This window comes from Streptomyces sp. NBC_00019, assembly GCF_045041015.1.
Lineage (GTDB): Bacteria > Actinomycetota > Actinomycetes > Streptomycetales > Streptomycetaceae > Streptomyces.
In genome coordinates, this window is the sequence record NZ_CP108302.1 from 6,533,057 (window position 1) to 6,558,595 (window position 25,539).

Below are 25,539 nucleotides of genomic sequence, written 5' to 3' on the forward strand. Positions count from 1 at the left end.
TTAAGCTGTCAAGTGTGACTACCGAACGACGCGCGCCCCTCGACCGCACCCGGGTCGCGGACACCGCCCTGAAGCTCCTGAACGAGGTGGGCCTGGACGGGCTGACCCTGCGCGCCATCGCCAAGGAACTCGACGTCAAGGCACCCGCCCTGTACTGGCACTTCAAGGACAAGCAGGCGCTGCTCGACGAGATGGCGACGGAGATGTACCGGCGCATGGTCGCCAGGACGCCCTCCGACCCGGACCACACCTGGCAGGAACGGCTGCTCGTGAGCAACCGTGGGCTGCGGGCGTCGCTGCTCGGCTACCGCGACGGCGCGAGGGTCTTCAGCGGCTCACGGTTCACCAGCCCGGTGCATGTGGAGCAGATGGAGGAGAACCTCCGCCTGTTCACGGCCGCGGGCTTCCCCCTCGCCGAGGCGGTCCGCGCCCTCACGACGACGTACCTCTACACCCTCGGTTTCGTCATCGAGGAACAGGGCGTCGAGCCGCTGCCGGGCGAACGCCGCGAGGGCTACGACATCGACGAACGCGCCCGCCAGATGGCCGACTTCCCGTTGTCGGCCGCGGCGGGCGCGGAGATCTTCGCGGACTATGAACGGCACTTCGAGGAGGGGCTGATCCTGATCATCAAGGGCATCGAGAGCGCCCCGTAAGGGGCGGGAGGCTGTGTCGATTTGCGGCTCCGCCGCGTGGGCGCGACCAGCCACAACGGACCCGCGGCAAACCACTCAGGCGCGGCTTGTCATAGCCTTCCGCACGGCCCGCGTGATAACCGGCGGCAACAGATCCACGGCGATACGGCGGGCCGACGAGCGGCGAGGCTCAGACGCGGGGACGGGCTCCACCGGCGGCGCCACATAGTGCCGCGACTTGGGAAACTCAGGCCCTCGCACCCCCGCGGAGCGAGCCCGGACCAACCGATGCCCCGCCGCGTGCTGCACACTCAACCCACAGTCCGCCCGCCCCCGCAGCATCTCCAGCAACTCCTCCTGCACCGACGAGGGATCACCCCACGTCCCGTACAGCTTCTGCGTACTGAGACAGATCGGCCGCAACCCACGGTTCAGCACCGCCTCCCACGCCGCGACCGACACCCCCGGCGTGTGCTCGGACCGGAAGTCGTCGAGGACCACCACACCCTCCGGCAGCAGGATCTCCCGAGCCGCACCGATGTCGTCCCGGACATGCTCGTACAGGTGCGAGGCGTCGATGTGGACGAATCGGCAGCTCCCCGCCGCGACCTCGGAGGAGATCACCGAGCTCGGCGCCTCGATCACCCTCGGGAGGGTGTCGTGGAAGGAGAGGTAGTTCCGCTCGAAGGCCTGCCGGGTGAGGGAGGCGTACGACTTCGCGGTCTCGGCCTTGTTCGCCCCGTCCGGGGCGTCGCCGCCGAAGAGGTCGCAGACCGTGAACCGCTCGCCCTCCTCCAGGTGCCGGCCGAGCAGGATCGCGCTCTTGCCCATGTAGGCGCCGAGCTCCAGGAGGTCGCCGGTGAGGCCCCGCGTCCGCTGCCGGTCGAGGAACCAGGTGAACAGGACTTGGTCGAGGGGAGGGAACCAGCCCGGTACGTCGCCTAGTTCACCGGGGTACGTGTACGTCTGCTGTGCGTTGGCCATGGAGCATGTCTGCTCGCTGGAGCCCGCCCCAACTTTCCCCGCGCTGAACGTCCGGTGAACAACCTCAGCGAGCCTTGGCCAAGGCCGAACGCAGCTTCGGGGTCAGTGGCTTCTCGACGTATCGGTTCATCAGCCAGGCCAGCAGCAGCATCGAGGCGACCGTCAGCGCGAACGTCTCCGCCGACGGCAGCCCGAGCCCGATGTGCAGCCCGTGGATCACCACCCAGCCGAGGTGCTCGTGGACCAGGTAGAACGGGTACGTCAGCGCCCCGGCCACGGTCAGCCAGCGCCAGTTCGCCCGGTTCAGCCAGCCCAGCGCGATCGCGGTGACGGCGAGGAAACCGAACGCGACGACGAGGACGATGCCGAGGGTGGTGCGGTGTGCGAAGGCGTTCGGGTCGGCCGCGTTCCACAGGCTGCGGACCGCGTAGTGCTGGCCGATCAGGAAGCTGACGGCGACGATGCCCCACGCGTAGATGTCCCGTCGGTCGCGGTGGACGAGGTAGAGACCGACACCGCCGATGAAGAAGGGGGCGTACTCGGGCATCAGCACGATGTCGAGCAGCGGCTCCTTGGAGGCCTGCGCGATCGCCGCGGCCAGCGTCCAGCCCGCACAGAACATGATCACCCGGCGCCGGGAGGCTCCGGGCAGGACCACGCACAGGGCGAACAGGGCGTAGAAGCGGACCTCCGCCCACAGCGTCCAGCACACGCCCAGCACCCGGTCGACGCCCAACGGCTGCTGGAGCATCGTCATGTTGACCAGGGCGTCGCTCGGCGCCACCGCCTTGAAGGCGACCATCGGCAGCGCGAACACCACCGTGACGAGCACGACCGCCACCCAGTACGCGGGCAGCAGGCGGGACGCGCGGGACGCGAAGAACGACTTCAGCGGTCTGCCCCAGCCGCTCATGCAGATCACGAATCCGCTGATCACGAAAAAGACCTGTACGCCGAGACAGCCGTATGCGAAATACCCGCTCAGCGTCGGGAACTGGTCTTTCGGAGAACTTCCCCAGGCCGTCGTGATCTCGCCGCCCCGACCGCCGTAGTGGTAGGCCGCCACCATCAGCGCGGCCACCAGACGCAGTCCGTCCAGGGCCCGCAGACGGGTCTCACGGGGAGCCGTCCGGTCCGGCCGCCGGGGCGTCTCGATCACCTGGCGGACCGTCGTCGTGGTCACGGATATCCCCTCGATACAGCTGTTCCTACGGGTGCACACAGGGACATTAGTCCGAATCACAGGGATGTCTTGGTCGGCGATCCAACGATTGGCCGCACGGTCCCGGTGAGTTCACCTGGATGTCGTTTTGGCTTCCTAAATTCCCTCAGAATCCCCCCACACAAGCGGTAAAGCCCAAGAACTCGCCTGACCTTTGGTAAGAAGACAAACAGGAGTGCCATGACGACGGTCCAGAAGAGACGTGCACGTGCGCGTGGAGGGGAGCTGGACGACTGCCTGCGCGCCTGCGCGGTGCACAGCGGAAAGGTCGTCGGCAGCATCGACCGGCGCCGCGTCGAACTCGCGGAGCAGCTGCGCAAGCTGCTCGTGGTGTGGGGCACGACGGCCACGTCCGCCCCCGTGCCCGCCCCGGCCGGCGGCGCCACCGCCCTGCTCAAGCGGGCCGTCAAGGGCGCCGCCACCCCGGCCTCCACCATCCCGGGCGAGCTCCTCGACGCGCTGCTCGCCGTCGCCAACAAGGCGCTCGAGTGCGGCTACGACGACGAGCTCGACCTCGCCCTCGTCATCAGCGACACCGTCCTCGCCCAGCGCAAGAACTCCCGCGCCGGATGGCGGCTGCGCGCCCGGCTCCTGGAGGCCCTCGGCGAGGAGACCGAGGCCGTCGAGGCGTACGAGAAGTACCTCGCCCTCACCGACGACGACGGGTTCGGCGTCCGCGCCAAGATCGCCGGGCTGCGCGTCGCGGGCGACAAGGAGCGGGAGCTGCTGGCGCTGCTGAAGCGGCAGAGCCCGCGCGCCGCGGAGTTCACCCGCCGCGCCGCCACCGACGTCTGGGCCGAGGGCCTGGCCGCCCACGCCGTAGGAGACTGGACCGAGGCCGAGCCGCGCCTCGTGGGAGCGCTCCTGACGCTGGCCGCCGAGGACGCCTCGGTCGCCGACCGGCAGGAACTCCTCAGCCAGTACCTCGACTTGCGCACCACCGAGTCGACGGACCTCGCCTCCCTCACCGAGGCCCTCGCCCTCTACGCCGAGCAGCGCCGCAACCGGATGCGCGGCCCCGTCGCCGACCCCACCATCGGCGGAGTGCAGTGGATCGGCCTCGGCGAGTTCCGCAACCGGATCGCCGGCAAGTCGATCTGCCTGATCGCCAACTCCGGCCGCGTCGGCGCCAGTTCGATGGGCGCCGACATCGACGCGTACGACCTCGTCGTCCGCTTCAACTCGTACAAGATCGAACCGAAGCACACCGGCAGCCGCACCGACATCCACGCCACCATCCACAAGCACGGCTTCAACTGGGACCGACAGGTCGACACCCGGCTCGTGTTCGGCGGCATCTCCGGCGACTGGAAGTACTCGCTGCGCAACCGGCTCGTCCCCGGCGCCCAGACCTTCCTCGGCGACGAGTCGCTGCGCTGGCCCGTGCGCAACATCGGAAAGCTCGGCACCGACGTCTGGTCCGGCATCCCGACCACCGGCTTCAACATGCTGTACCTGCTGGACTTCCTGGACGTCAGCCCGACCCTGGACCTGATCGGCTTCGACTTCTACGAGAGCGGCGCCTACCGCGTCCAGGAGGCGATGAAGCTCGCCATCACGTCCGTGCACGAGTACACCAGCGAGAAGGCATGGGTCATGCAGCGGGCCCAGAGCGTGACCGACATGAGGATCTCCCTGCGATGACCACTGCCCCGCCTGCGACACAGGCCCCCGCCACCGACGCCCACGCGCTCACCGGCAAGCGCCGCATCGCCTTCGCGTCCTACGTCGACGAGAACTACCTGCCCGGGTTCCTGACCCTCCTGCGCAGCCTCGCGCTCTCCAACCCCGGCGTGTGCGAGGACTTCGTCGTCCTCTACGACGATCTGCGCCCCGGCTCGATCGCGCGGATCCGCGCCCTGCACCCGCGGATCGTCCTCAAGCGCGTGGGCGACACGCACTACGACTCGTACAAGAAGGGCGACCAGGACAACTACCTGGTCCGCAAGGCGTACTTCATCCTCGACGTGTTCAGGATCCGCGAGTACGACACGATCATCACCCTCGACACCGACATGGTGGTCCTGAGTGACCTGAGTGAACTCCTGAAGCTGCGCGAGGGGCTGGCGGCCGTCCCGCAGTTCTTCTACGGGCAGCACAAGCTCAACTCGGGGCTTCTCGTCATCCAGCGCGAGTACCTGAGCGACGAGTTCTGCGCCAGGCTCGACCGGTGCGGCCGCAGCGGCGACTACGAGCTCGACAAGCACGACCAGGGCATCCTCAACGCCGTCCTCGACGGCGACTTCGTGCGCCTGGACCCGCGCTACAACTTCGTCAAGCGGCGGCTGTCCGGCGACCTGCCGGTCCCCGAGGACACCGCGATCCTGCACTTCACCGGCCGCCACAAGCCCTGGCAGGGCGGCGAGGCCGGGTACAGCCAGGCGGAGGACCGCTGGCGCGAGTTCGAGCTGTCGGACGCCGCCTTCCAGACCGCCTACCTCGCGTCGAGCGGCGGCCTCCACCACGACCTGGTCGTCCACTTCGGCACCCCGCACGTCCAGCGCACCGGTGACGTCGAGGTGGCCCGCAAGGTCGCCGCCGCGCACATCGCGAACGGCGACTACCAGGACGCCGTCGACGTCCTGTCCGGCGTCCGGATCCCGCTCGACGAGGCCTGGCCGCACGAGGTCCTCGGCCACGCCCTGATGAGCGTCTCCCGCTACGAGGAGGCCAGGGCCCAGCTGCTGCTGGCCACCGCCGCCCCCAACCGGGCCGCCACGGCGTACGCCCGACTGGCCCAGATGGCGTGGGTGCACGGCGACAACACGGAGTCCCTGCGGCACGCCACCGCCGGTATCACCGTCGACCCGACCCACCGCTCCAGCCGGCTGTGGGCGCAGCGCGCGGGCGCCGTCCCCTCGCAGGAGCGGGGCAGTGCCGAGGAACAGCTCGCCCACGTCGCCTTCTACATGGACCGGCAGGGCAACGCGGGCGACAAGCTCCTCCCGGAGACCGTCCGGCTCGCCTTCGGCCCCGACGTCACCTCGCGGCGCTGGCACTCGGTCCACGCCCACCGCCTCTTCGACGAGGCCGCGTTGGAGCGCGTCAACGCCCGCCGGGGCCTGGTCATCGGCGGCGGCGGGCTCTTCATCCCGGACACCATGCCCAACGGCAACAGCGCCTGGCAGTGGAACGTCCCGGACGAGCTCCTGAACCGCATCGACGTGCCGATCGCGGTCTTCGCCGTGGGCTTCAACGCCTTCGACGGCCAGTCCTACCGGGCGAACCGCTTCCGCGACTCGCTCCTCCAACTGGTCGAGCGCTCCTCCTTCTTCGGCCTGCGCAACCACGGCTCGATCGAGAAGGTCCGCGCGATGCTGCCGTCGCACCTGCACGACAAGGTGCGCTTCCAGCCCTGCCCCACCACGGTCATGCGCCAGCTGGTCGCGGGCTGGCAGGACCCGGTGCAGCGCGAGAACACGATCCTCATCAACGCGGCGTACGACCGCGCGGGTCTGCGCTTCGGCCACGACTACGGCTACTTCCTCGCGCAAATGGCGCAGGCCGTCCGGGACTTGGGGAAGCTCGCCGAGGTGCAGTGCGTGGCGCACTCGCTCGACGACGAGAAGATCGCCTTCGATCTGCGCCGCGAGCACGGCATCTCGCTGCCGGTCATCCCGATGTACGACTTCGAGAACGACCAGATCCGCGAGCTGTACGCCCGTACCAAGCTGGTGATCGGCATGCGCGGCCACGCCGGGATGATCCCGTTCGGCGTCGGCACGCCCGTCATCAGCCTGATCTCGCACCCGAAGATGGCGTACTTCCTGCGGGACATCGAGCGCCCGGAGTGGGGCGTCTCGGTCCACGACCGCCACCTCGCGGCCCGTCTGGTCGAGCGCGCGAGCGACCTGCTCGCGGACCACGCCAAGACGGTCGCCGATGTCCACGGCCGCCAGCAGGAGCTGTGGAAGGTCACCGAGGCCAACGCGGCCGACCTCCGGGTGATCCTGGGGAGTTGAGGGACGGCGGGCCCCCACGGCACAGGGGGCCCGCACCTCACTCGTCCGGCAGGTGCTCCAGCACCAGGTCGATGGCCTCCCGTGCCGTCGTCACCCGGCCGAACGACTCCTGCCGGGACGGGCCCATGACGAAGTAGGTGCCCCCGTACTCGGACAGGACGAAGGGGATGTCCCAGGTCCACGGCTGCTCTGCGGTGCGGCTGAAGTGCAGCTCCCCCATCCCGACCCAGGGGAACCGGCGCCGCAGGCGGGGATCCGCGTAGGCCAGGTCCAGCAACTCCGGCCGTACGCGCCCGTCGTCCCGCGCCTTCTGCCAGCCCGCCTCTATCGCCGCGTCCGTGTCCATGGATCCATCATGCGACAGCTCAGCGGCCGACGGCCTTGTGCAGCAGCCGGGTGAGCTTCGAACCGCTCGGCTGCTCCTTCTCGTACGCCTTCCTCAGCTGATCGAAGTGGTCCGCGCGGGTGCGGCTCAGATACTCGTCGGAGGTCAGCGGCCTGGCGATCGACCAGGCCCGCCGGTGCTGGCCGTCGTAGTGGGCGACATACGCCTTGGACAGCTCCAGCACGGACTTGAAGGGGATGCCGCCGGTGTGGTCGCGGTCGATCTTCTCCTGGACGGCGGAGATCAGGGCGAGCTTCTCGTCGACGGTGTAGTCGTCCTCGGTGATCCGCTTGAGGACGTCCGCGGGGATCGGCTTCGTCACCTCGAAGGCGAGGGTGGAGCGGATCGGCGGACCGGCGATCTCGATGTACGGCAGCAGCGCACCGGTGCTGTGGTGCAGCCACGGCAGCCGGGGCCCGGCGAAGTCCTGGTGCAGGACGACCGTCCCGGGCCGCATCCGGCTCAGGAACCGCTCCGACACACACCGGAACACCCGGGCCGTCTTGGCTATGTCGATGTGCAGGAACTCCACGGGGCTGGTGTCCTCGGGGTCCGAGGTCTGCCACAGGTCACCGGCGTGGATCTCCAGGAACGGCAGGAAGGGCTCCAGACGCCCCTTGAAGTCGTCCAGGAACGAGTTGTCGTCCTCGGGCTTGTGACCGGAGTCGAAGAACTTCTCCGAGGCGAACGTGCCCTTGCCGACCCGGAAGAAGTCGTACGCGTGCAGCCGCCCGCTCTTCCGGTCGAACACGGGGCTCTCGCTCAGGCCGAGCGCGAGCGCGTACGTCGATCCGCCGCCCCCCGAGCCCAGTTCGACGATCCGGTCCCGGCCCGTGAGGTGGTGCCGGCCCACCAGGTACAGGAACTGCAGCTCCCAGGCGCTGCACTGGGTGTAGGGCAGGTTCTCCGGCAGGGTGACGCTGTCGAAGAGGGAGTAGAGCCGGCCGAGCTTCGTCATGAGTGCCTCACGGGATTCGGATAGGCGGTGCCCGTGATCCTAGGGACCCGGACACCGCTTCACCATTGAATCAACGGAGTAGCTCGATGGTTGGGCCGTATTTCCACGGCCTTTCCAGGGAGTTCATCCCTCATTCGCTCAGCGCTTCACGGCCTTCCGCAACGCCTTGGCCCGCCGGACCACCCGACGTGCGGTGGAGTTGCGCGGCAGGAACGACAGCCGTTCCGGGATGCCGCCGGGCAGCCCCAGCGAGGTCAGGCGCTTGCGCTTGAAGTAGCGCTGGGTGCGCGGGCCGAAGTGCTGCGAGAGGTAGCGCTCGGCGGCCGGACGCAGCCCCTGGTGCATCTGCGGCTGCATGGTGAAGCCGACCGCGGTGACCAGACCGTTCAGATCCTCGTCGGGCACGGCGTCCTCGCCCTTGCGGGACTCCAGATCCGCCAGCACGGCGTCGGCCAGCACCGCCGGGACCCGGTTGCTGTTCTGGTACGGCGTGAGCCGGTCCAGGAGCGGCTCGGTGCCGATGCGGGCGACGGGAAGGCCGTAGAAGACGGACGCCGTGAACAGCGCCGTCGAGAAGCAGCCCACGACCAGCCCCGGCCGGGCCTTCTCGAACAGCACCTCGGCGAGGACGGGGGTGTCCAGGACGGTCAGCTCGACGCCCAGCTTCCCGGCCTCGGTCTCCAGGACGCGGCTGAAGCGGGCCGGGGCGGTGGGGTGCGGCTTGAAGACGATGCTGCGATGGCCGCGCTCGACCGCGCCGCGCATCATCCGTACGTGCAGGTCCTCCTCCTCCTCGACGGAGAGGATGTTCAGCGCGGACAGATACTGGCCGAGGAGCAGTGCCGAGTTCTCCGGCAGCCCGGGCAACTCCGGTACGGCATCGCCGAGTTCGTTCAGCACCTTCAGGAACGCGCCCGTGGGCACGACCTGCCCGGGCACGTCGAACTCGGTCAGCAGCATCGGCGTGAGGCCCGGCACCAGGTCCAGGTGGAGCAGCCGGCGCACGCGCGTGCCGACCAGTGGGTCGAGCTTGTTGCGGGTGGGACCGTAGCTCATCAGGCCGTCCGCGTAGACATGCACGGGGGCGCCGGTGAACAGCTGGGCCACGGTGAGCGCGGGGGTGACCTGGATGGACTCCAGGACCAGCTCGACGCGGTCGTCGCCGAGGCCCCAGAGCAGCCGCAGATAGCGCTCGAAGAGCGGGATGTCGTCGGCGCGCGGTGTCCAGGAGCCGGGGTGGAAGGGACGGATGGCCTCGTTCCACGACAGCACGTCGTCGAAGTGGTCGCGGAGCGGCTCGAAGCCCGGCATGGCGTCGACCGCCGAAGTGGTCTCCGGGTTCGCCGAGTTGTTGAACACCAGCAGCACCCGCCGTTCCGCCTCCTCGAAGAGGTCGGAGTCGATCGCGGCGGCCAGGGTGGCGGCCCCGTACAGCGTGGAGGCGCAGAAGATCTGGGTCGTACGACGGGGGTGGGGGGACATCAGGCAGCCGCCTTCGCTGTGGTGACCCGGCGCCGCAGCCGCCGCAGTTTGGACGAGCGGCGCAGGTCCATCGTGTCGAGTACGTCGCCGAGGGCGTCCTGCGGCATCCGCTTTATGGCCGCCGCGCTCATCGCCTGGAGCTGCTTGGCCACGCCCGGCTCCCACTTGGCCTCGTCGGAGAGATGGTGGGCGATGATCGCGCAGTAGGTGCGCACCGCCTTCGGGAGCAGCCGGGCGGCGTCCCGGTCCGTCGCCGTCTCCTCGACGACCTGGTCGAAGGCGCGGATGAAGTCCAGCTGGCGGGCGTCGCCGATCTGGGTGAGCGAGGAGGCCACCCCGCGCCGGTAGAACACGCCGAGCAGGCTCACCACGGCGAACGACTCCGCCTCGCGGTGCAGCTTCCAGATCCACGGCCGGTCCTCGGCCGTGCGCAGCCCGTCGGTGAAGTGCAGCAGGCCCTTGTCCAGGAGCCGGCGGTGGTAGGCGCCGGCCCACGCGTACGCGTAGTCGACTGAGGTCGTCCGGTCGGCGGGCAGGATCGCCTCGCGCGGGTTCAGCACCTCCCCGCGCAGGCCCACCGGCGCCCGGTGGACGGACCGGGCGCGGGCGGTCGCCTGGACATGGTCGGTGCGGATGAAGTCGCAGCCCAGATCCTCGATGGCCGCGACCAGCTCGGTGAGATAGCCCGGCGCGAGCCAGTCGTCGCCGTCGAGGAAGGTGAGGTACTCGCCCGTCGCCGCGTCCAGTCCGGTGTTGCGGGCGGTGGCGAGACCTCCGTTCTCCTCATGGCGGATATATCTCACCTGCGCGACATCCGAAAGCGACTCGGCCGCCCGTTCGAGAATGGCGGGTGTTTCATCCTTGGATTTGTCGTCGACCAGGATGAACTCGAAGTCGCTCCGGGCGTTGAGCCGCAGAGTTCTGAGGGTGTCCGGGGCGTATTGCTGCACGTTGTAGAACGGCACGATCACGGAAAGCTTTGGCACCTGCGAAACGCTAGAAGGCCGCCCGGCAGGGGAACTGGACGGTGATCGTACGGGGGGTGAACTGAATGTGTCGGAACGGTGCATCCCCTGTACTTCCCGGGCTTCGGCGGGCCAGTTCGGCTCTCGGTGGGCTGTTGTTAACTTTTCGTTGATTCGAGGTTGGGCCATTCCTGGGAATTGCTTCCTAGCGTCTTGGACGTGCCAGCAAGTACAACGAAGCCGACGCGAATCGCGGTCCTAGCGGACTCGGACACCCGCTGGAAATGGGGTGCCCTCACATCTCATCGCATCGCCCCGCGCGAGGATGCGCAAGGGCCCCTCGCCCTGAGCGGATTCCTGCTGCGCGGACGCGCCACCCCCACCCCGCGCCAGCTGGCGGAGGTCGGCGTGCACGCCGACTCGCTGCGGGAGGTCACGGCCGTCGAGTTCCTGCGCGCCATGGCCGAGGAGGAGTACGACGTGGTCGTCGTCGCCCTCGTCGGCGGCGGCGTCCAGGCCGTGCTGCACGGCCTCAAGCGGGTGTGGGAGGGCCGCGAGAAGCGTCCCGTCGTCGTCACCGGTTACGTCGGTGTCGTCTACGAGAAGCTCGCCGACGGCCTCCTCCTGCGCCACGGCGCCGACCTGGTCCTCGCCAACTCCCGCCAGGACGCGGACCGTTTCCGGGCCGTCTACGAAGGGGTGGGCGCCGACGCCTCGTCGGTGACGGAGGTGGCGCTGCCGTTCCTCGGCGGGTCCGCCTACGAAGGCGAGCACGACCCGTACACCGTGGTGTTCGCCGTGCAGCCCTCCGTCCCGGACAGCCGCAAGGACCGTACGTACCTGCTGAACCGGCTGATCCGGCACGCCCGGCTGCACCCCGAGCGCGAGGTGCTGCTGAAGCTGCGCTCCAAGCCGGGCGAACACACCACGCACATCGAGGAGCAGCCGTACCAGAAGCTGGTCCAGAGGCTCGATCCGCCGGCCAACTTCCGCCTGGTGTACGGAAACATGGGCGAGGTCCTCGACCGCACCGACCTGCTGGTCACGATCAGCTCCACGGCCGCGCTCGAGTCCCTGCACCGCCGTATCCCGACGGTCGTCCTGACCGACCTCGGCGTACGCGAGGTCCTCGGCAACCACCACTTCGTCGGCTCCGGCTGCCTCGCCTCCTGGGACCAGCTGGACGCGGGACACCGGCCGGTGGCTGACCCGGAGTGGGTGGCCCGGCAGGGCGTGGTGACGGACGGCTCGTACGAGACCGCCTTCGACGCGGCGCGGGAGCGGATCGCCAAGCTGCTGGCCCGTCCCGGGGGGTTGGCCCCGCTGACCCCGTACTACACACCCGCCACGGCTCCCGGTTACCTGCCCGGCATTTTGGCCCGCCACCACCTCGGCCCCGACGGGAGTCCGCTGCCGGGTGCGCCCGCGCATGACAGGGAGCCGGGGCCGGTTCGGCAGATCGTGCGGCGGGCCGCTCGGGGGGCGTATCGGCACGGCGTGCAGCGGGTGGCGCCTGTCATTCGGCGGATGGGGGAGCTGTGAGCGCCTCCGAGAGTGCCGCGATGGGTCCTTTCGCGGCTGCGGCGCCGTCGGGGCCGGTCGCGCCCCGCGGCGGAGCCGCATATCGACACAGTCCCGCGCCTCTGGGGGGCGGCTCCGGCGGCCCCCTCCCTACCTCCGTGAACTCTGCGCAAGGAGTGCAACCCATGTCCAACCCGCAAGCGGGCCAAGGCGTTTCCGTGCGCCGCGTGCTCGCGGTGATCCCCGCGCGCGGCGGCTCCAAGGGTGTGCCCGCGAAGAACCTCGCCCCCGTCGGTGGGGTGCCGCTGGTCTCCCGGGCCGTGCGGGAGTGCCTCGCCACCCGGCTGGTGACGGACGTGGTCGTCTCCACCGACGACCAGGCCATCGCCGCCGCGGCCCGCGAGGCCGGTGCCGAGGTCGTGCTGCGGCCCGCCGCGATCGCCGGGGACACGGCGACCTCCGAGGCGGCCGTGCTGCACGCCATGGACGCCCACGAGGCGCTGCACGGCGCGGCGGTCGACGCGGTGGTGTTCGTGCAGTGCACCAGCCCGTTCCTGGTCCGCGAGGACATCGACGCGGTGGCGGGCGCGGTCGTCGAGAACGGCGCCGACACCGCGGTGACCGTCGCCCCGTTCCACGGCTTCATCTGGCGCGACGCCGACGACGCGGCCAACTCCGGCGAGGCGACCGGCGGCTACGGCGTCAACCACGACAAGTCTTTCCGCCCCCGGCGCCAGGACCGCCCCCAGGACCTCCTGGAGACCGGCGCCGCCTACGCGATGGAGGCGGCCGGCTTCCGCAAGCACCAGCACCGCTTCTTCGGCCACACCGAGCTCGTCCGCACGGACCCGGCCCGCGTGCTGGAGATCGACGACCCGCATGACCTGGCCCGCGCCCGCGCGCTGGCCCCCCTCTTCGACGCGGACCGCCCCGGTTCGCTGCCGACCGCCGACGACGTCGACGCGGTCGTACTGGACTTCGACGGCACCCAGACGGATGACCGGGTGCTGATCGACGCCGATGGAAAGGAGTTCGTCTCCGTGCACCGCGGAGACGGCCTCGGCATCGCGGCCCTGCGCAACAGCGGCCTGAACATGCTGATCCTCTCCACGGAGCAGAACCCGGTCGTCGCCGCCCGGGCCCGGAAGCTCAGGCTCCCGGTCCTGCACGGCATCGACCGGAAGGACCTCGCACTCAAGCAGTGGTGCGAGGAGCAGGGCATCGCGCCCGAGCGCGTGCTCTACGTCGGCAACGACGTCAACGACCTCCCGTGCTTCGCCCTCGTGGGCTGGCCCGTGGCGGTCGCGAGCGCCCACGACGTGGTACGCGGCGCCGCCCGTGCGGTCACCACCGTCCCCGGTGGCGACGGCGCGATCCGAGAGATCGCCAGCTGGATCCTCGGCCCCTCTCTCGACTCCCTCACCAGTTAAGGAAATCGCCTGCCATGAGCACCAACTCCCGTCTGCGTTCCTTCGGTTCCGAGCGTCTCGCCGGTCCCGGCCAGCCCGTCTACATCTGCGGCGAGATCGGCATCAACCACAACGGTGACCTGGAGAACGCCTTCAAGCTCATCGACGCGGCCGCCGAAGCCGGCTGCGACGCCGTGAAGTTCCAGAAGCGCACCCCCGAGATCTGCACCCCGCGCGACCAGTGGGACATCGAGCGCGACACCCCCTGGGGCCGGATGACCTACATCGACTACCGCCACCGCGTGGAGTTCGGCGAGGACGAGTACCGCCAGATCGACGAGTACTGCAAGAGCAAGAACATCGCCTGGTTCGCCTCCCCGTGGGACAACGAGGCCGTCGCCTTCCTGGAGAAGTTCGACGTGCCGGCCCACAAGGTGGCCTCGGCCTCCCTGACGGACGACGAGCTCCTGCGCGAGCTGCGCGCCACCGGCCGCACGGTGATCCTCTCCTCCGGCATGTCCACCCCGAAGCAGATCCGCCACGCGGTCGAGGTCCTCGGCTCGGACAACATCCTGCTCTGCCACGCCACGTCGACGTACCCGGCGAAGGCCGAGGAGCTCAACCTCCGTGTCATCAACACCCTGCAGGAGGAGTACCCGAACGTCCCGATCGGCTACTCCGGCCACGAGACGGGCCTGCAGACCACCCTCGCGGCGGTCGCCCTCGGCGCCACCTTCGTCGAGCGCCACATCACCCTCGACCGCGCGATGTGGGGCTCCGACCAGGCCGCCTCCGTCGAGCCCCAGGGCCTGACCCGCCTGGTCCGCGACATCCGCACCATCGAGGCCTCCCTCGGCGACGGCGTCAAGAAGGTCTACGACTCCGAGCTCGGCCCGATGAAGAAGCTGCGCCGTGTCTCGGGCGTCGTCGCCGAGGCGGAGATCGCCGCGGCGGCCGGCGAGCCGGTCTCGGTCTGAGGCTGAAGTTCCGAGGCTGAAGTTCTGAGTTGAATCACTTAGGGGACGGTCGTACGTCGATGAGCCGCCGCGCCGGATCAGCCGGCAGCAACTCCACTCTCGCGTTCGTCGAGAGCCCGGTACAGCTCCTGAACGTGCTGGAGTGGGCGCACGCCCACGCACCCGGCGCGGGGCTCACCCTCGTCGTGCTGTCCCCGACCGACCCCATGACCCGCGGCCAGCTCCGCCGGATGGCCGAGCTGGCCCGCGACGAGGGTCACGCGGTCCGCTGGGAGGAGGCCCGGGGCGGCCCCGCGGCCCCCTTCCAGACCATCGGGGGCCTGGCCGGCACCCTCCGCAGGGCGGACCGGGTCGTCCTCGGCGACCCGTTCTCCCGCTACGTACAACTGCTGCTGACGATCACGCGCGCGTCCGAACTGGTCGTCGTCGACGACGGCACGGCCACGATGGAGTTCGTGGCCCAACTCGCCCGTGGGGAAAGGCTGGTCCGCTGGCACCGCAAGGGCGGCCGCCCGGGCCCCCGGGACCTGATCTTCGCGCCGGTGTCGGCCTCGGCCCGCAAGCGGCTGACCCCGAGCGAGCGCCGGCGGGTGCAGATCTTCTCGTCGATGCCGATGGAGGAGACCCCGGCGGGGGTGACGGTCTCGGCCAACACCTTCGCCTGGACCCGCGCCCGCTTCGGCCCGCCCCGCATCACCAAGGGCGCCGACATGGTGGGCACGTCGCTGGTGGAGACAGGAGTGGTGGACGGCGAGCGATACCTGGAGGCGGTCCGCACCCTCGCCAAGGCCCACGGCACCACCCGCTACTTCGCCCACCGCCGCGAGAGCACCGACAAACTCCACCGCCTGGCGGTCGAGACCGGTCTGGAAATAGTCCGCCCGGACCTCCCCCTGGAACTGATCGCCCGCCGGGGCCCGATCGGCCGCACCATCCTGAGCTTCCCCTCGACGGTCGTCCACACCCTGCCCCTGGCCCTGGTCGGCACCGACGTGCGGGTCTCGGTCTGCGACATCGACCCGAGCTGGCTGACGGAGAACGCCTCACCCCGGGCGCAGGGGTTCCTGTCGGGGGTGACGGGGACGGCGCGGGATGTGCATCGGCTGTCGTCGGTGGTCGTGGCGGTGTGAGGGCGGGGCGTGTTCGGCGCCCCTAACCGTCCCTGCGCGCCAGGAGAAAGGCGCGCGGGCGCACCTCGCCCTCCTGCGCCTCGCGCAGCACCCGGGTGTGCAGGCGCAGGCCCGCCTTGCCGAGCTGCTCGGCCACGGCGTCCGGGTCGCGCCAGTAGTAGTCGAGCGAGATCTCGTGTCCGAAGCGCTCGGCGAGGTGCAGGTGTTCGGTGTCCTCCTCCGACCCGGCCTGGAAGGCGAGGAGCACGTAGCCGCCGGGCACCAGGACCCGCCGGAACTCGGCGAGCGTCGCGGGCAGGTGCTCGTCCGGGACGTGGATGATCGAGTACAGGGCGGTGATCCCGCCCAGCGTCGCGTCCGGCAGATCCAGGGACGTCATCGAACCCACGTGGAACCGGAGTTCCGGATATCCCCGGCGGGCCAGCGCCACCATCCGGGGCGAGACATCGACCCCGAAGACCGGCAGGCCCAGATCCCTCAGATGCGCGGTGATGTGCCCGGGTCCGCTACCGAGGTCGGCGACGGGGGCGGCTGCCCCGGTCGCTCTCACCAGCTCGGCGAAGGCGCCGAAGAGGGCGCGCTCCACGTGCAGGCCGGCCGGCCCGTCGGCGGGGAACCGCTCGCTGTATGCGTCGGCGATCGTGTCGTACGAGGTGCGGGTGTCCCGTATGAAGTCCGGGTGCTCGGCGCTCACGGGGGCGACCTTAGCGAGGCTCGTCCGGCCCCGGGCGAGGATCTCGGAGGAGGCCGGGGTCCTCAGTCGTCCAGGTGAATCCGTCCAGAGTGCCCGGCGCGTGCTCGTCGACCGTCAGCGGCGGGTGCCGCCACCGCTGGAACAGCAACACCGCCGACATCAGCAGCCAGCCCGCCAGCGTCATGATCACCAGGATCGCCAGGACCAGGCCCGCCACCCCCAGAACGCCGAATTCCGCCAGCATCCGTGGGATCTGGTCCTCACCGCAGCCGCATGCCTCCATGGGGGAAGGGTGCTCCCGTCCGGCCCGGCCGTCACGTCGCGTGGCGGAAACGTCGCTCGGCGGTGATGATTCCGGGACCGGAACAAGCGTCTCAGTGGAGGCAGGGTGGATTTACGGGGCGGCGCGGTCCCGACAGGTGAGCAGAGCCGACGGGGCGGCACCGCGCGTGGTATCCGTGGAGGGAGGAGTGGATGAGTGACGGATGTGGCCGGATGTCTTCGGCCGGGTCTTTCTCCGGGGATTTCATGATCCACTCGGCCGGAAAGCGGGCGAGTTTACCCATCCCAGTCGATACGTATGCGTCGAGCGGCCGGATTTTCTTCCCCTAACGGGTTGAACTTTTGTTGATCGAGGGGCAGTTGGTCGGCCCGGCGTCCTACCCTTCAGAGGGTGAAGCAATTGATGTCCCTAGAGTCCGAGGCCGATCTTCCCGCGGAAGCGCTTCCCGGCACGCTGCCGGAGTCGCTGCGTGCCGAACTTGTCGCGTTCCGGCGTGACTTGCACATGCACCCGGAACTCGGCAACCAGGAGTTCCGTACGACCGCCGCCATCAAGGCGCGGCTCGAGAAGGCCGGGTTGCGGCCGCGTGTGCTCGCGGTAGGTACCGGACTCGTCTGTGACATCGGGGACTGGAGTGGTGGGCGTCCCGCGCTCGCGCTGCGGGCCGACATCGACGCGCTGCCGATTCCGGACACGAAGAGTGACTGCTCGTATCGCTCGACCGTGCCGGACCGGGCCCATGCCTGCGGGCATGACGTGCATACGACGGTCGTGCTCGGGGCCGGCCTCGTGCTGGCCGATCTGCATCGGCAGGGCCTGCTGCCGCGGCCCGTGCGGCTGGTCTTCCAGCCCGCGGAGGAAGTGCTGCCCGGTGGCGCCGCCGATGCCATCGAGTGCGGGGTGCTGGAAGGCGTCGGGCGGATCATCGCCGTGCACTGCGACCCGCGGGTGGACGCCGGGCGGATCGGGCTGCGGGCCGGTGCCATCACCTCCGCGTGCGACCGGCTGGAGATCTCCCTCGGCGGACCCGGCGGCCACACCGCGCGGCCTCATCTGACGACGGACCTGGTGACCGCGGCCGCGCGTGTCGTGGTCGACGTGCCCGCGATCGTCGCCCGGCGGATCGACACCCGTGCCGGGCTCGCCGTGACCTGGGGGCGGATCGAGTCCGGGCATGCGCCCAATGTCATTCCGCAGCACGCCGAGCTCTCCGGCACCGTGCGCTGCCTGGACATCGAGGCCTGGCGCCAGGCGCCCGACGTCGTGGTCGCCGCGATCGACGAAGTCGCCAACCTGCATCGCGCCAAGTCGGAGATCAACTACGTGCGCGGTGTGCCGCCCGTGGTCAACGACCCGGCCGTCACCGATCTGTTGCGGGATGCCATGACCGCCCGGCGCGGTGCCGCCTCGGTCGAGGGCACCGAGCAGAGCCTCGGTGGCGAGGACTTCTCCTGGTATCTGGAGCATGTGCCGGGAGCCATGGCCCGGCTCGGTGTCCGCACCCCGGGCGAGCGGACCGTACGGGATCTCCACCAGGGTGACTTCGACGCCGACGAGTCGGCGATCACGGCAGGCGTGGAGCTGTTCACCGCCGCCGCGCTGCTCGATGGGGTTTCCTGAGAGGCCCGTAGAAGATCTTGTGAAGGGGTGGCCGGTTTGGCGCCCCTTCGTCCCCTTGTGTCACCCGGGTGTAACCGGCGGGCGGCGAACGTAACCCGATGTCGGCACGGTTCGATAACGGCCACGAGGAACCCCGTTCCCCTCCTCGTCTACGCGCGTTACTGTGCGCCGAAATGGCCACCATCGGCGGCGCATTGGGGAAGCGGGCCGTTCGACGGGCCGTGGGATGAAGGGGTGCTTGCTGTGCGTTCCATATCTCGGAGGACCAGGTTCTCCCAAGCAGTGGTGGCCGTTTCGGTCATCGCGCTCGCGGCCGTCGGCTGTGGCGAGTCCAGCACGAAGGCCGGCAGCGACGACGCGTCCAAGTCGTCCTCGTCCGGCAAGTACTCGGGCAAGGGCATCGGCCTGGCGTACGACATCGGCGGCCGTGGCGACCAGTCGTTCAACGACGCTGCCTACTCCGGCTTCCAGCAGGCCGACAAGGAATTCAAGATGGGCGGCCGGGACGTCCAGCCGAGCGACGGCGAGTCGGAGGCGGACAAGGTCCAGCGTCTGACCGAGCTCGCCAAGGCCGGCTACAACCCGGTGATCGGCGTCGGCTACATCTACGCGCCGGCCGTCAAGGAGGTCGCCGCCAAGTTCCCGAAGACCACCTTCGGGATCATCGACGACGAGCAGACCAAGGCCGCCAACGTGGCCGACATGGTCTTCTCCGAGGAGCAGGCCTCCTACCTCGCGGGCGTCGCCGCCGCCAAGACCTCCAAGGCCAAGCACGTCGGCTTCATCGGCGGCGTGGACATCCCGCTGATCCACAAGTTCGGCGCGGGCTTCGTCCAGGGCGTCAAGTCCGTCGACCCGAGCATCAAGATCGAGTCGCAGTACCTGACCGAGACGCCTGCGGAAGGTGGCTTCTCCAGTCCTGACAAGGGCAAGGAGGCTGCCAGTGGTCAGATCGAGAAGGGTGCCGACGTCATCTACCACGCGGCCGGTCTCTCCGGTCAGGGCGTGATCTCCGAGGCTGCCGCCAAGAAGATCTGGGCGATCGGCGTCGACTCCGACCAGTACAACCAGGACGCGCTGAAGAGCTACAAGGACTACATCCTCGGCTCGGCGCTGAAGAACGTCGGCGGCGCGGTCTACGAGCTCGCCAAGTCGGTCTACGAGGGCAAGCCGCTCACCGGTGTCGTCCGCGGCGACCTGAAGTCCGGCGGCGTGGGCTTCGCCGACTCCAACCCGAAGTACAAGGCCATGACGGATGTCGTCGCGGCGGTCGACAAGGCCAAGCAGGACATCATCGACGGCAAGGTGACGGTGAAGACTTCGTAAGGCCCGACGCAGGGCCGAAAGGCCCCTTCGTACGCCCGCCCGGGCAGCGTTGCAGCTCGTACGCCCCTTGCCTCCCGCAAGGGGCGTACTGCTGTCCGTAGTCTGTCCACCAACTGTGGCCACAGCTCGGTAACGGACCGGACAGAAGGGGTTTTCCGTCTGGTCTACGCGCGTTACGCTGCGGCGGAACCAGCGCCTGGTTTGGGCGCTTGCACAAAGGAGTCTCGTTCCATGCGCCGGGTGTCCCGAATCACGATTGCAGGCGTTGCAACCGCAGCGCTGGCCCTCACTGCGTCCGCCTGTGGCAGCTCGTCCAGCGAGTCCAGCAGCAGCAGCGACAGCAAGAACCTGGGTCTGGCCCTGGCGTACGACGTCGGCGGCAAGGGCGACCAGTCGTTCAACGACGCCGCGACGGCCGGCCTGGACAAGGCCGACAAGGAGTTCGGCTACAAGTCCACGGCCGTCGAGCCGCAGGACGGCGAGTCGGAGGCGGACAAGGTCCAGCGCCTGGAGACCCTCGCCAAGCAGGGCTACAACCCGGTCATCGGCGTCGGCTACGCCTACGCGCCGGCCGTCAAGGAGGCCTCGGCCAAGTTCCCGAAGACCACCTTCGGCATCGTCGACGACGAGCAGACCAAGGCCGACAATGTCGCCGACCTCGTCTTCTCCGAGGAGCAGGCCTCCTACCTGGCCGGTGTCGCGGCCGCCCTGTCCACCAAGTCGAACACCGTCGGCTTCATCGGTGGTGTGGACGTCCCGCTGATCCACAAGTTCGAGGCCGGCTTCAAGCAGGGCGTCCAGGACACCAAGAAGGGCGTCACGGTCAAGTCGCAGTACCTGACCGAGACCGCCGCCGAGGGTGGCTTCTCCAGCCCCGACAAGGGTGAGAGCGCCGCCGAGGGTCAGATCGACGACGGCGCGGACGTCGTCTACGCCGCCGCGGGCCTGTCCGGCCAGGGTGTCATCAAGGCCGCCAACGCCAACAAGATCTGGGCGATCGGCGTCGACTCCGACCAGTACAACCAGGACGCGCTGAAGGCGTACAAGTCCTCGATCCTGACCTCCGCCATGAAGAACGTCGAGGGCGCGGTCTACGAGCTCGCCAAGTCCGTCCACGACGGCAAGCCGGAGACCGGTGTCATCCGCGGCAGCCTCTCCAACGGCGGTGTGAGCCTCGCGAACTCCAACCCGGAGTTCGCGGACAACGCCGAGATCCAGGCCGCGGTCAAGAAGGCCACCGAGGGCATCATCGACGGCACCATCAAGGTGAAGACCTCCTGACCCTTCCGGGTAGAGGCCTTGGCCAAAGAAACGCTGTAATGGCAGCGTTACGGCCGCGGAACGGGGCGCGGAGAGGATGGCTCCTCGCGCCCCGTTCGCGCGGCAGAATGCTCGGAACGGATCGTCCGTCAGAAGAGAACGATCAGGTCCGGGCACTATTTAAAGCAGGGGCGCTACGCGCGTAGAGCGGCCCCTTTCCCAAGGAGAGTGCGCCATCGACGCGTCCAGCAGCCCTCCGCTCACCGCACCGTCGACGATCGCGGTAGAGCTGGCGGGGATCACCAAGCGCTTCCCCGGTGTCGTCGCCAACCACGACATCCACCTGACTGTCCGAAAAGGCACGGTGCACGCCCTCGTCGGTGAGAACGGCGCCGGCAAGTCGACCCTGATGAAGATCCTCTACGGCATGCAGAAGCCGGACGAGGGCACCATCGCGGTCGGCGGCACCCAGGTGAGCTTCGGCAGCCCCGCCGACGCCATCGCCCGCGGCATCGGCATGGTCCACCAGCACTTCATGCTCGCCGACAACCTCACGGTCCTGGAGAACGTGGTGCTGGGCAGCGAGAAGCTGTACGGCATCGGCGGCACCGCCCGGAAGAAGATCAAGGAGATCTCCGACCGCTACGGCCTCGGCGTCCGCCCCGACGCCCTGGTCGAGGACCTCGGTGTCGCCGAGCGTCAGCGCGTGGAGATCCTCAAAGTCCTCTTCCGCGGAGCCGACACCCTGATCCTCGACGAGCCGACCGCGGTCCTCGTGCCGCAGGAGGTCGACGCGCTCTTCGCCAACCTGCGCGAGCTCAAGTCCGAGGGCCTGTCGGTCATCTTCATCTCCCACAAGCTGGGCGAGGTCCTCTCCGTCGCCGACGAGATCACCGTCATCCGCCGCGGCACGACGGTCGGCACCGCCGTACCCTCCGAGACCTCCCCGCGCCAGCTCGCCGAGATGATGGTCGGCAGCGAGCTCCCCACCCCGGAGACCGCCGAGTCGACCGTCACCGACCGGTCCGTCGTCGAGGTCAAGAACCTCACCGTGTACTCCTCGGGCGCGCTGACGCTCGGCGAGTCGTCCGCCTCCCTGCTCATGGACGAGGTGGGCGGCGCCGAGGTCAAGAAGGTCCTCGACGACGTCTCCTTCACCATCCACGCCGGTGAGGTCATGGGCATCGCCGGTGTCGAGGGCAACGGCCAGACCGAGCTCATCGACGCCCTGATCGGCACCAAGAACGCCGACTCCGGAGCCATCTTCTTCGAGGGCGCGGACGTCACCTCCTGGGCCACCCGCAAGCGCCGCGAGTCCGGCGTCGGCTACATCCCCGAGGACCGCCACCGCCAGGGCCTGCTCCTGGAGGCCCCCCTCTGGGAGAACCGCATCCTCGGGCATGTCACCGAGACGCCCAACGCCAAGGGCTTCTGGCTGACCCCGAAGGCCGCCCAGGCCGACACCCGCCGCATCGTCGAGGAGTACGACGTCCGTACCCCCGGCATCGACGTCACCGCGGCCTCCCTCTCCGGCGGCAACCAGCAGAAGCTGATCGTCGGCCGCGAGATGAGCCACAACCCCAAGTTCCTGATCGCCGCCCACCCCACCCGCGGTGTGGACGTCGGCGCACAGGCCCAGATCTGGGACCGCATCCGCGACGCCCGCCGCGAGGGCCTGGCCGTGCTGCTGATCTCCGCCGACCTGGACGAGCTCATCGGCCTGTCGGACACCCTGCGCGTGATCTACAACGGCAGGCTGGTCGCCGACGCCGACCCGGCCACCGTCACCCCGGAGGAACTCGGCTCCGCCATGACGGGCGCCGCCACCGGACACCTTGAGCACGTCGAGGACGAGAGCGCCCCGGAGGACGAGGCCCGATGAAGAAGTTCGACAAGGAGCGGTTGCTCCTCGCCGTGGCCGGACCGGCCCTGGCGCTCGTCGCGGCGATCCTGCTGACCTCGGTCGTGCTGCTCGCCTCGGGCAAGAGCCCGATCGAGCCGTACACGCTCATGCTGGAGCAGGCCGGATACTCCGACGTACAGGTACTGATCATCAACCAGGCGTCGATGTACTACATCGCCGCCCTCGCGGTCGCCCTCGGCTTCCGGATGAACCTGTTCAACATCGGCGTCGACGGCCAGTACCGCCTCGGCGCCATGATGACCGCGGTGGTCGGCGCCCACGTGGCGCTGCCGTCGGCCCTCCAGGTCCCGCTGCTGATCCTGGTCGGCGGGCTCACCGGCGCCATGTGGGCCGGTATCGCGGGCCTGCTGAAGGTGACCCGGGGCGTCAGCGAGGTCGTCTCGACGATCATGCTGAACTCGATCGCCACCAGCCTCATCGGCTACCTCACCCTCACCGACAACTTCGGTGTGCTGGTCGGAGACAACGTCACGACCGGCGTGATGAAGGACTCCGGCTGGGTGCCCGGCATCAACCTCGGGTCGGACGTCGGCGAGATCTACGGCCTGGTCTTCCTCGCGATCGCCATGGGCATCGGTTACTGGGCCGTCCTCAACCGCACCCGCTTCGGCTTCGACCTCAGGGCCACCGGTGAGTCCGAGTCCGCCGCCGCGGCCTCCGGTGTCAACGCCAAGCGCATGGTGCTCACCGCGATGCTGATCTCCGGTGCGGTCGCCGGCATCTCGGGTCTGCCGCTGCTGCTCGGTGACGCCCACACCTACAGCCTCAGCTTCCCGGCCGGCCTCGGCTTCACCGCCATCGGCATCGCCCTGCTCGGCCGCAACAACCCCGGCGGCATCGCACTCGCGGCCCTGCTGTGGGCCTTCCTCGACAAGGCGTCCCCCGCTCTCGACTACGCGACTCCCGAGCCGTACGAGAAGGAGATCGCCACGATCATGCAGGGCCTGATCGTCTTCGCGGTCGTCATCTCCTACGAGGTCGTCCGCACCTGGGGTCTGCGCCGCCAGCAGAAGCGCGTCGGTGAGGAGCTCGCCGCGGCCGCCGCCAACACGAAGAAGGAGGTGGCGGTCTGATGAGCACCGCGACCATCGCCAAGGCGCCGGCGAAGCCCGGAAGGGGCGGCCGCCGTATCTCGCTGCCTGTCGTCCTCCTGATCATCTCGGGCGTCCTCATCCTGACGTCCGTCGTCCGCCTGATCACCGGCGCGGACGGCATCACCTCGACCGGCCAGATGTCCACCGCGCTGCGCTCCGCCGTACCGATCGGCCTCGCGGGCCTCGGCGGTCTGTGGGCCGAGCGCGCGGGCGTCGTCAACATCGGCCTCGAGGGCATGATGATCCTCGGCACCTGGTTCGGCGCCTGGGCCGGCTACCAGTGGGGTCCCTGGACCGGCGTGATCGTCGGCATCATCGGCGGCGCGCTCGGCGCCGTGCTGCACGCCATCGCGACGGTGACCTTCAACGTCAACCACATCGTCTCCGGTGTGGCCCTGAACATCCTGGCGCTGGGCACCACCCGCTATCTGTCGAAGTACACCTTCGAGGAGGCCGCGCAGGGCTCCTCCAAGCAGTCCCCGCCGATCGAGTCGCTGGGCACCTTCGACGTCCCGGGCCTGTCCGGCTGGCTGGAGACCCTCAACCAGAAGCACTGGTTCCTGGTCTCCGACATCGCCGGCCTGGTCGGCGGCCTGATCACCGACCTGTCGCCGCTCACCGTGGTGGCGGTCGCCCTCGTACCCACCACCTGGTACGTGCTGTGGCGCACGTCCTTCGGTCTGCGGCTGCGCTCCTGCGGTGAGAACCCGATCGCGGCGGAGTCCCTCGGCGTCAACGTCTACAAGTACAAGTACATCGCCGTGATCATCTCCGGCGGCTTCGCCGGCCTCGGCGGTGCCTTCCTGTCGATCGTGTCGTCCAACGTGTACCTCGACGGCCAGACGGCCGGCCGCGGTTACATCGGTCTCGCGGCGATGATCTTCGGCAACTGGATGCCGGGCGGACTCGCCCTCGGCGCGGGCCTGTTCGGCTACACCGACAGCCTCAAGCTGCGCGGCGGCACGACCAACGTCCACGCGCTGATCCTGCTCCTGGCGATCCTGCTGGTGTTCGGCGTCGCGTACCTCATCTGGAAGAAGAAGTACGTCCCCGCCGCCATCACCGCCGCGATCTCGGCCCTGATGTTCGTCTGGTACACCACCACGAACGAGGTCCCGAACCAGGTCGTGACGGCCAGCCCGTACGTCATCACCCTGCTGGTGCTCTCGCTGTCCGCGCAGCGCCTGAGGATGCCGAAGGCGGACGGACTGCCCTATCGGAAGGGGCAAGGGAAGTGACCTCCGCCGACTTCGACTGGGACGCCCTGCGGGAGGTGGCGCGCGAGGCGATGAGCCACGCGTACGCCCCCTACTCGGGCTACCCGGTCGGCGTCTCGGCCCTCGTCGACGACGGCCGCACGGTCTCCGGCTGCAATGTCGAGAACGCCTCCTACGGACTCGGCCTGTGCGCCGAGTGCGGGCTGGTCTCGGAGCTGCAGCGCACCGGCGGCGGCCGGCTGACGCACTTCACCTGCGTCGACGGCCGGGGCGAGGTCCTCGTTCCCTGCGGGCGCTGCCGTCAGCTGCTGTACGAGTTCGGCGGCCCGGATCTCCTGCTGGAGACCCCGGCGGGGATCCTGCCGCTGTCCGAGATGCTGCCGCAGGCCTTCGGGCCGGGCCATCTCACCAAGTAACTCCCGTGCGGCCCCTCCGAGTTGATGATCCATCCGGCTCGGAGGGGCCGCGCACTTTCTGATTGTCCGGAAGGA

The 25,539-nt window shown here is 69.2% G+C and carries 22 protein-coding genes; 14 read left to right on the forward strand and 8 right to left on the reverse strand.

Annotated features, from left to right (window positions below; genetic code table 11):
• Positions 1 to 14: 14 nt before the first annotated feature.
• Positions 15 to 656, forward strand: a complete 642-nt coding sequence (locus tag OHU89_RS30955; protein ID WP_405647704.1) for a TetR/AcrR family transcriptional regulator — start codon at positions 15 to 17, stop codon at positions 654 to 656.
• A 75-nt stretch (positions 657 to 731) separates the two neighbouring features.
• On the opposite strand, the gene OHU89_RS30960 is transcribed toward OHU89_RS30955, so the two are convergent.
• Together OHU89_RS30960 and OHU89_RS30965 are read right to left on the reverse strand one after the other, a co-directional pair.
• The gene (locus OHU89_RS30960; protein WP_405647706.1) at positions 732 to 1,619 is read right to left on the reverse strand and encodes a class I SAM-dependent methyltransferase; all 888 of its coding nucleotides are present in this window, start codon (positions 1,617 to 1,619) and stop codon (positions 732 to 734) included.
• A 64-nt stretch (positions 1,620 to 1,683) separates the two neighbouring features.
• Positions 1,684 to 2,802: an acyltransferase family protein gene (locus tag OHU89_RS30965; protein ID WP_405647708.1), complete on the reverse strand. Its 1,119-nt coding sequence runs from the start codon at positions 2,800 to 2,802 to the stop codon at positions 1,684 to 1,686.
• 219 nt (positions 2,803 to 3,021) lie between these two features.
• Here OHU89_RS30965 and OHU89_RS30970 point away from each other — a divergent pair, with 219 nt between their 5' ends.
• Both OHU89_RS30970 and OHU89_RS30975 read left to right on the forward strand, forming a co-directional pair.
• Positions 3,022 to 4,485 (forward strand): glycosyltransferase family 29 protein, encoded by a 1,464-nt coding sequence (locus tag OHU89_RS30970; RefSeq protein WP_405647710.1) that lies wholly within the window; start codon positions 3,022 to 3,024, stop codon positions 4,483 to 4,485.
• Positions 4,482 to 6,803, forward strand: coding sequence for a glycosyltransferase (locus OHU89_RS30975; protein ID WP_405647712.1), 2,322 nt, complete (start codon positions 4,482 to 4,484; stop codon positions 6,801 to 6,803). Before OHU89_RS30970 ends, OHU89_RS30975 begins: the two co-directional genes overlap by 4 nt.
• A 37-nt stretch (positions 6,804 to 6,840) precedes the next feature.
• On the opposite strand, the gene OHU89_RS30980 is transcribed toward OHU89_RS30975, so the two are convergent.
• The 4 genes from OHU89_RS30980 to OHU89_RS30995 all read right to left on the reverse strand — a co-directional run bounded on the left by OHU89_RS30980 (position 6,841) and on the right by OHU89_RS30995 (position 10,614).
• Positions 6,841 to 7,149: a DUF6193 family natural product biosynthesis protein gene (locus tag OHU89_RS30980; protein ID WP_266888786.1), complete on the reverse strand. Its 309-nt coding sequence runs from the start codon at positions 7,147 to 7,149 to the stop codon at positions 6,841 to 6,843.
• 19 nt (positions 7,150 to 7,168) lie between these two features.
• Positions 7,169 to 8,146 carry a hypothetical protein gene (locus OHU89_RS30985; RefSeq protein ID WP_405647715.1) on the reverse strand — a complete coding sequence of 326 codons (978 nt, stop codon included), beginning with the start codon at positions 8,144 to 8,146 and terminating at the stop codon, positions 7,169 to 7,171.
• Positions 8,147 to 8,284: 138 nt separating this feature from the next.
• On the reverse strand, positions 8,285 to 9,628 hold the full coding sequence (locus OHU89_RS30990; protein WP_405647717.1) for an alpha-2,8-polysialyltransferase family protein: 1,344 nt from the start codon (positions 9,626 to 9,628) through the stop codon (positions 8,285 to 8,287).
• On the reverse strand, positions 9,628 to 10,614 hold the full coding sequence (locus OHU89_RS30995; protein WP_266888783.1) for a glycosyltransferase family 2 protein: 987 nt from the start codon (positions 10,612 to 10,614) through the stop codon (positions 9,628 to 9,630). The genes OHU89_RS30990 and OHU89_RS30995 overlap by 1 nt, the downstream gene beginning before the upstream one ends.
• Positions 10,615 to 10,812: 198 nt before the next feature.
• On the opposite strand from OHU89_RS30995, the gene OHU89_RS31000 reads away from it, so the two are divergent.
• The 4 genes from OHU89_RS31000 (at position 10,813) to OHU89_RS31015 (ending at position 15,630) form a co-directional block, all read left to right on the forward strand.
• Complete coding sequence (locus tag OHU89_RS31000) at positions 10,813 to 12,135, forward strand: DUF6716 putative glycosyltransferase (RefSeq protein WP_405647719.1); 1,323 nt, start codon at positions 10,813 to 10,815, stop codon at positions 12,133 to 12,135.
• Between the two features lie 164 nt (positions 12,136 to 12,299).
• Positions 12,300 to 13,544: a cytidylyltransferase domain-containing protein gene (locus OHU89_RS31005; protein WP_405647721.1), complete on the forward strand. Its 1,245-nt coding sequence runs from the start codon at positions 12,300 to 12,302 to the stop codon at positions 13,542 to 13,544.
• A 14-nt stretch (positions 13,545 to 13,558) separates the two neighbouring features.
• Entirely contained in the window at positions 13,559 to 14,500 is a 942-nt protein-coding gene (locus OHU89_RS31010) for an N-acetylneuraminate synthase family protein (RefSeq protein ID WP_405647723.1), read from the forward strand.
• Positions 14,501 to 14,559: 59 nt separating this feature from the next.
• Positions 14,560 to 15,630, forward strand: coding sequence for a hypothetical protein (locus tag OHU89_RS31015; RefSeq protein WP_405647725.1), 1,071 nt, complete (start codon positions 14,560 to 14,562; stop codon positions 15,628 to 15,630).
• A gap of 22 nt (positions 15,631 to 15,652) precedes the next feature.
• Here the strand turns inward: OHU89_RS31015 and OHU89_RS31020 are convergent, their stop codons facing one another.
• On the reverse strand, positions 15,653 to 16,324 hold the full coding sequence (locus tag OHU89_RS31020; protein WP_405647727.1) for a class I SAM-dependent methyltransferase: 672 nt from the start codon (positions 16,322 to 16,324) through the stop codon (positions 15,653 to 15,655).
• A 10-nt stretch (positions 16,325 to 16,334) separates the two neighbouring features.
• Positions 16,335 to 16,607, reverse strand: coding sequence for a hypothetical protein (locus OHU89_RS31025; protein ID WP_266888777.1), 273 nt, complete (start codon positions 16,605 to 16,607; stop codon positions 16,335 to 16,337).
• Between the two features lie 402 nt (positions 16,608 to 17,009).
• Between OHU89_RS31025 and OHU89_RS31030 the strand changes: the two genes are divergently transcribed.
• The 7 genes from OHU89_RS31030 (at position 17,010) to OHU89_RS31060 (ending at position 25,464) form a co-directional block, all read left to right on the forward strand.
• Positions 17,010 to 18,227 (forward strand): amidohydrolase, encoded by a 1,218-nt coding sequence (locus OHU89_RS31030; protein WP_266888776.1) that lies wholly within the window; start codon positions 17,010 to 17,012, stop codon positions 18,225 to 18,227.
• A 285-nt stretch (positions 18,228 to 18,512) separates the two neighbouring features.
• Positions 18,513 to 19,553 carry a BMP family protein gene (locus tag OHU89_RS31035; RefSeq protein WP_405647730.1) on the forward strand — a complete coding sequence of 347 codons (1,041 nt, stop codon included), beginning with the start codon at positions 18,513 to 18,515 and terminating at the stop codon, positions 19,551 to 19,553.
• Between the two features lie 231 nt (positions 19,554 to 19,784).
• Positions 19,785 to 20,834, forward strand: coding sequence for a BMP family protein (locus tag OHU89_RS31040; protein WP_405647732.1), 1,050 nt, complete (start codon positions 19,785 to 19,787; stop codon positions 20,832 to 20,834).
• Between the two features lie 214 nt (positions 20,835 to 21,048).
• Positions 21,049 to 22,695, forward strand: a complete 1,647-nt coding sequence (locus OHU89_RS31045; protein ID WP_405654725.1) for an ABC transporter ATP-binding protein — start codon at positions 21,049 to 21,051, stop codon at positions 22,693 to 22,695.
• Positions 22,692 to 23,810 carry an ABC transporter permease gene (locus tag OHU89_RS31050; protein WP_405647734.1) on the forward strand — a complete coding sequence of 373 codons (1,119 nt, stop codon included), beginning with the start codon at positions 22,692 to 22,694 and terminating at the stop codon, positions 23,808 to 23,810. Before OHU89_RS31045 ends, OHU89_RS31050 begins: the two co-directional genes overlap by 4 nt.
• Positions 23,810 to 25,069 carry an ABC transporter permease gene (locus OHU89_RS31055; protein ID WP_405647736.1) on the forward strand — a complete coding sequence of 420 codons (1,260 nt, stop codon included), beginning with the start codon at positions 23,810 to 23,812 and terminating at the stop codon, positions 25,067 to 25,069. Before OHU89_RS31050 ends, OHU89_RS31055 begins: the two co-directional genes overlap by 1 nt.
• Positions 25,066 to 25,464, forward strand: a complete 399-nt coding sequence (locus OHU89_RS31060) for a cytidine deaminase (RefSeq protein ID WP_266888770.1) — start codon at positions 25,066 to 25,068, stop codon at positions 25,462 to 25,464. The genes OHU89_RS31055 and OHU89_RS31060 overlap by 4 nt, the downstream gene beginning before the upstream one ends.
• The last annotated feature ends 75 nt before the right edge of the window (positions 25,465 to 25,539 follow it).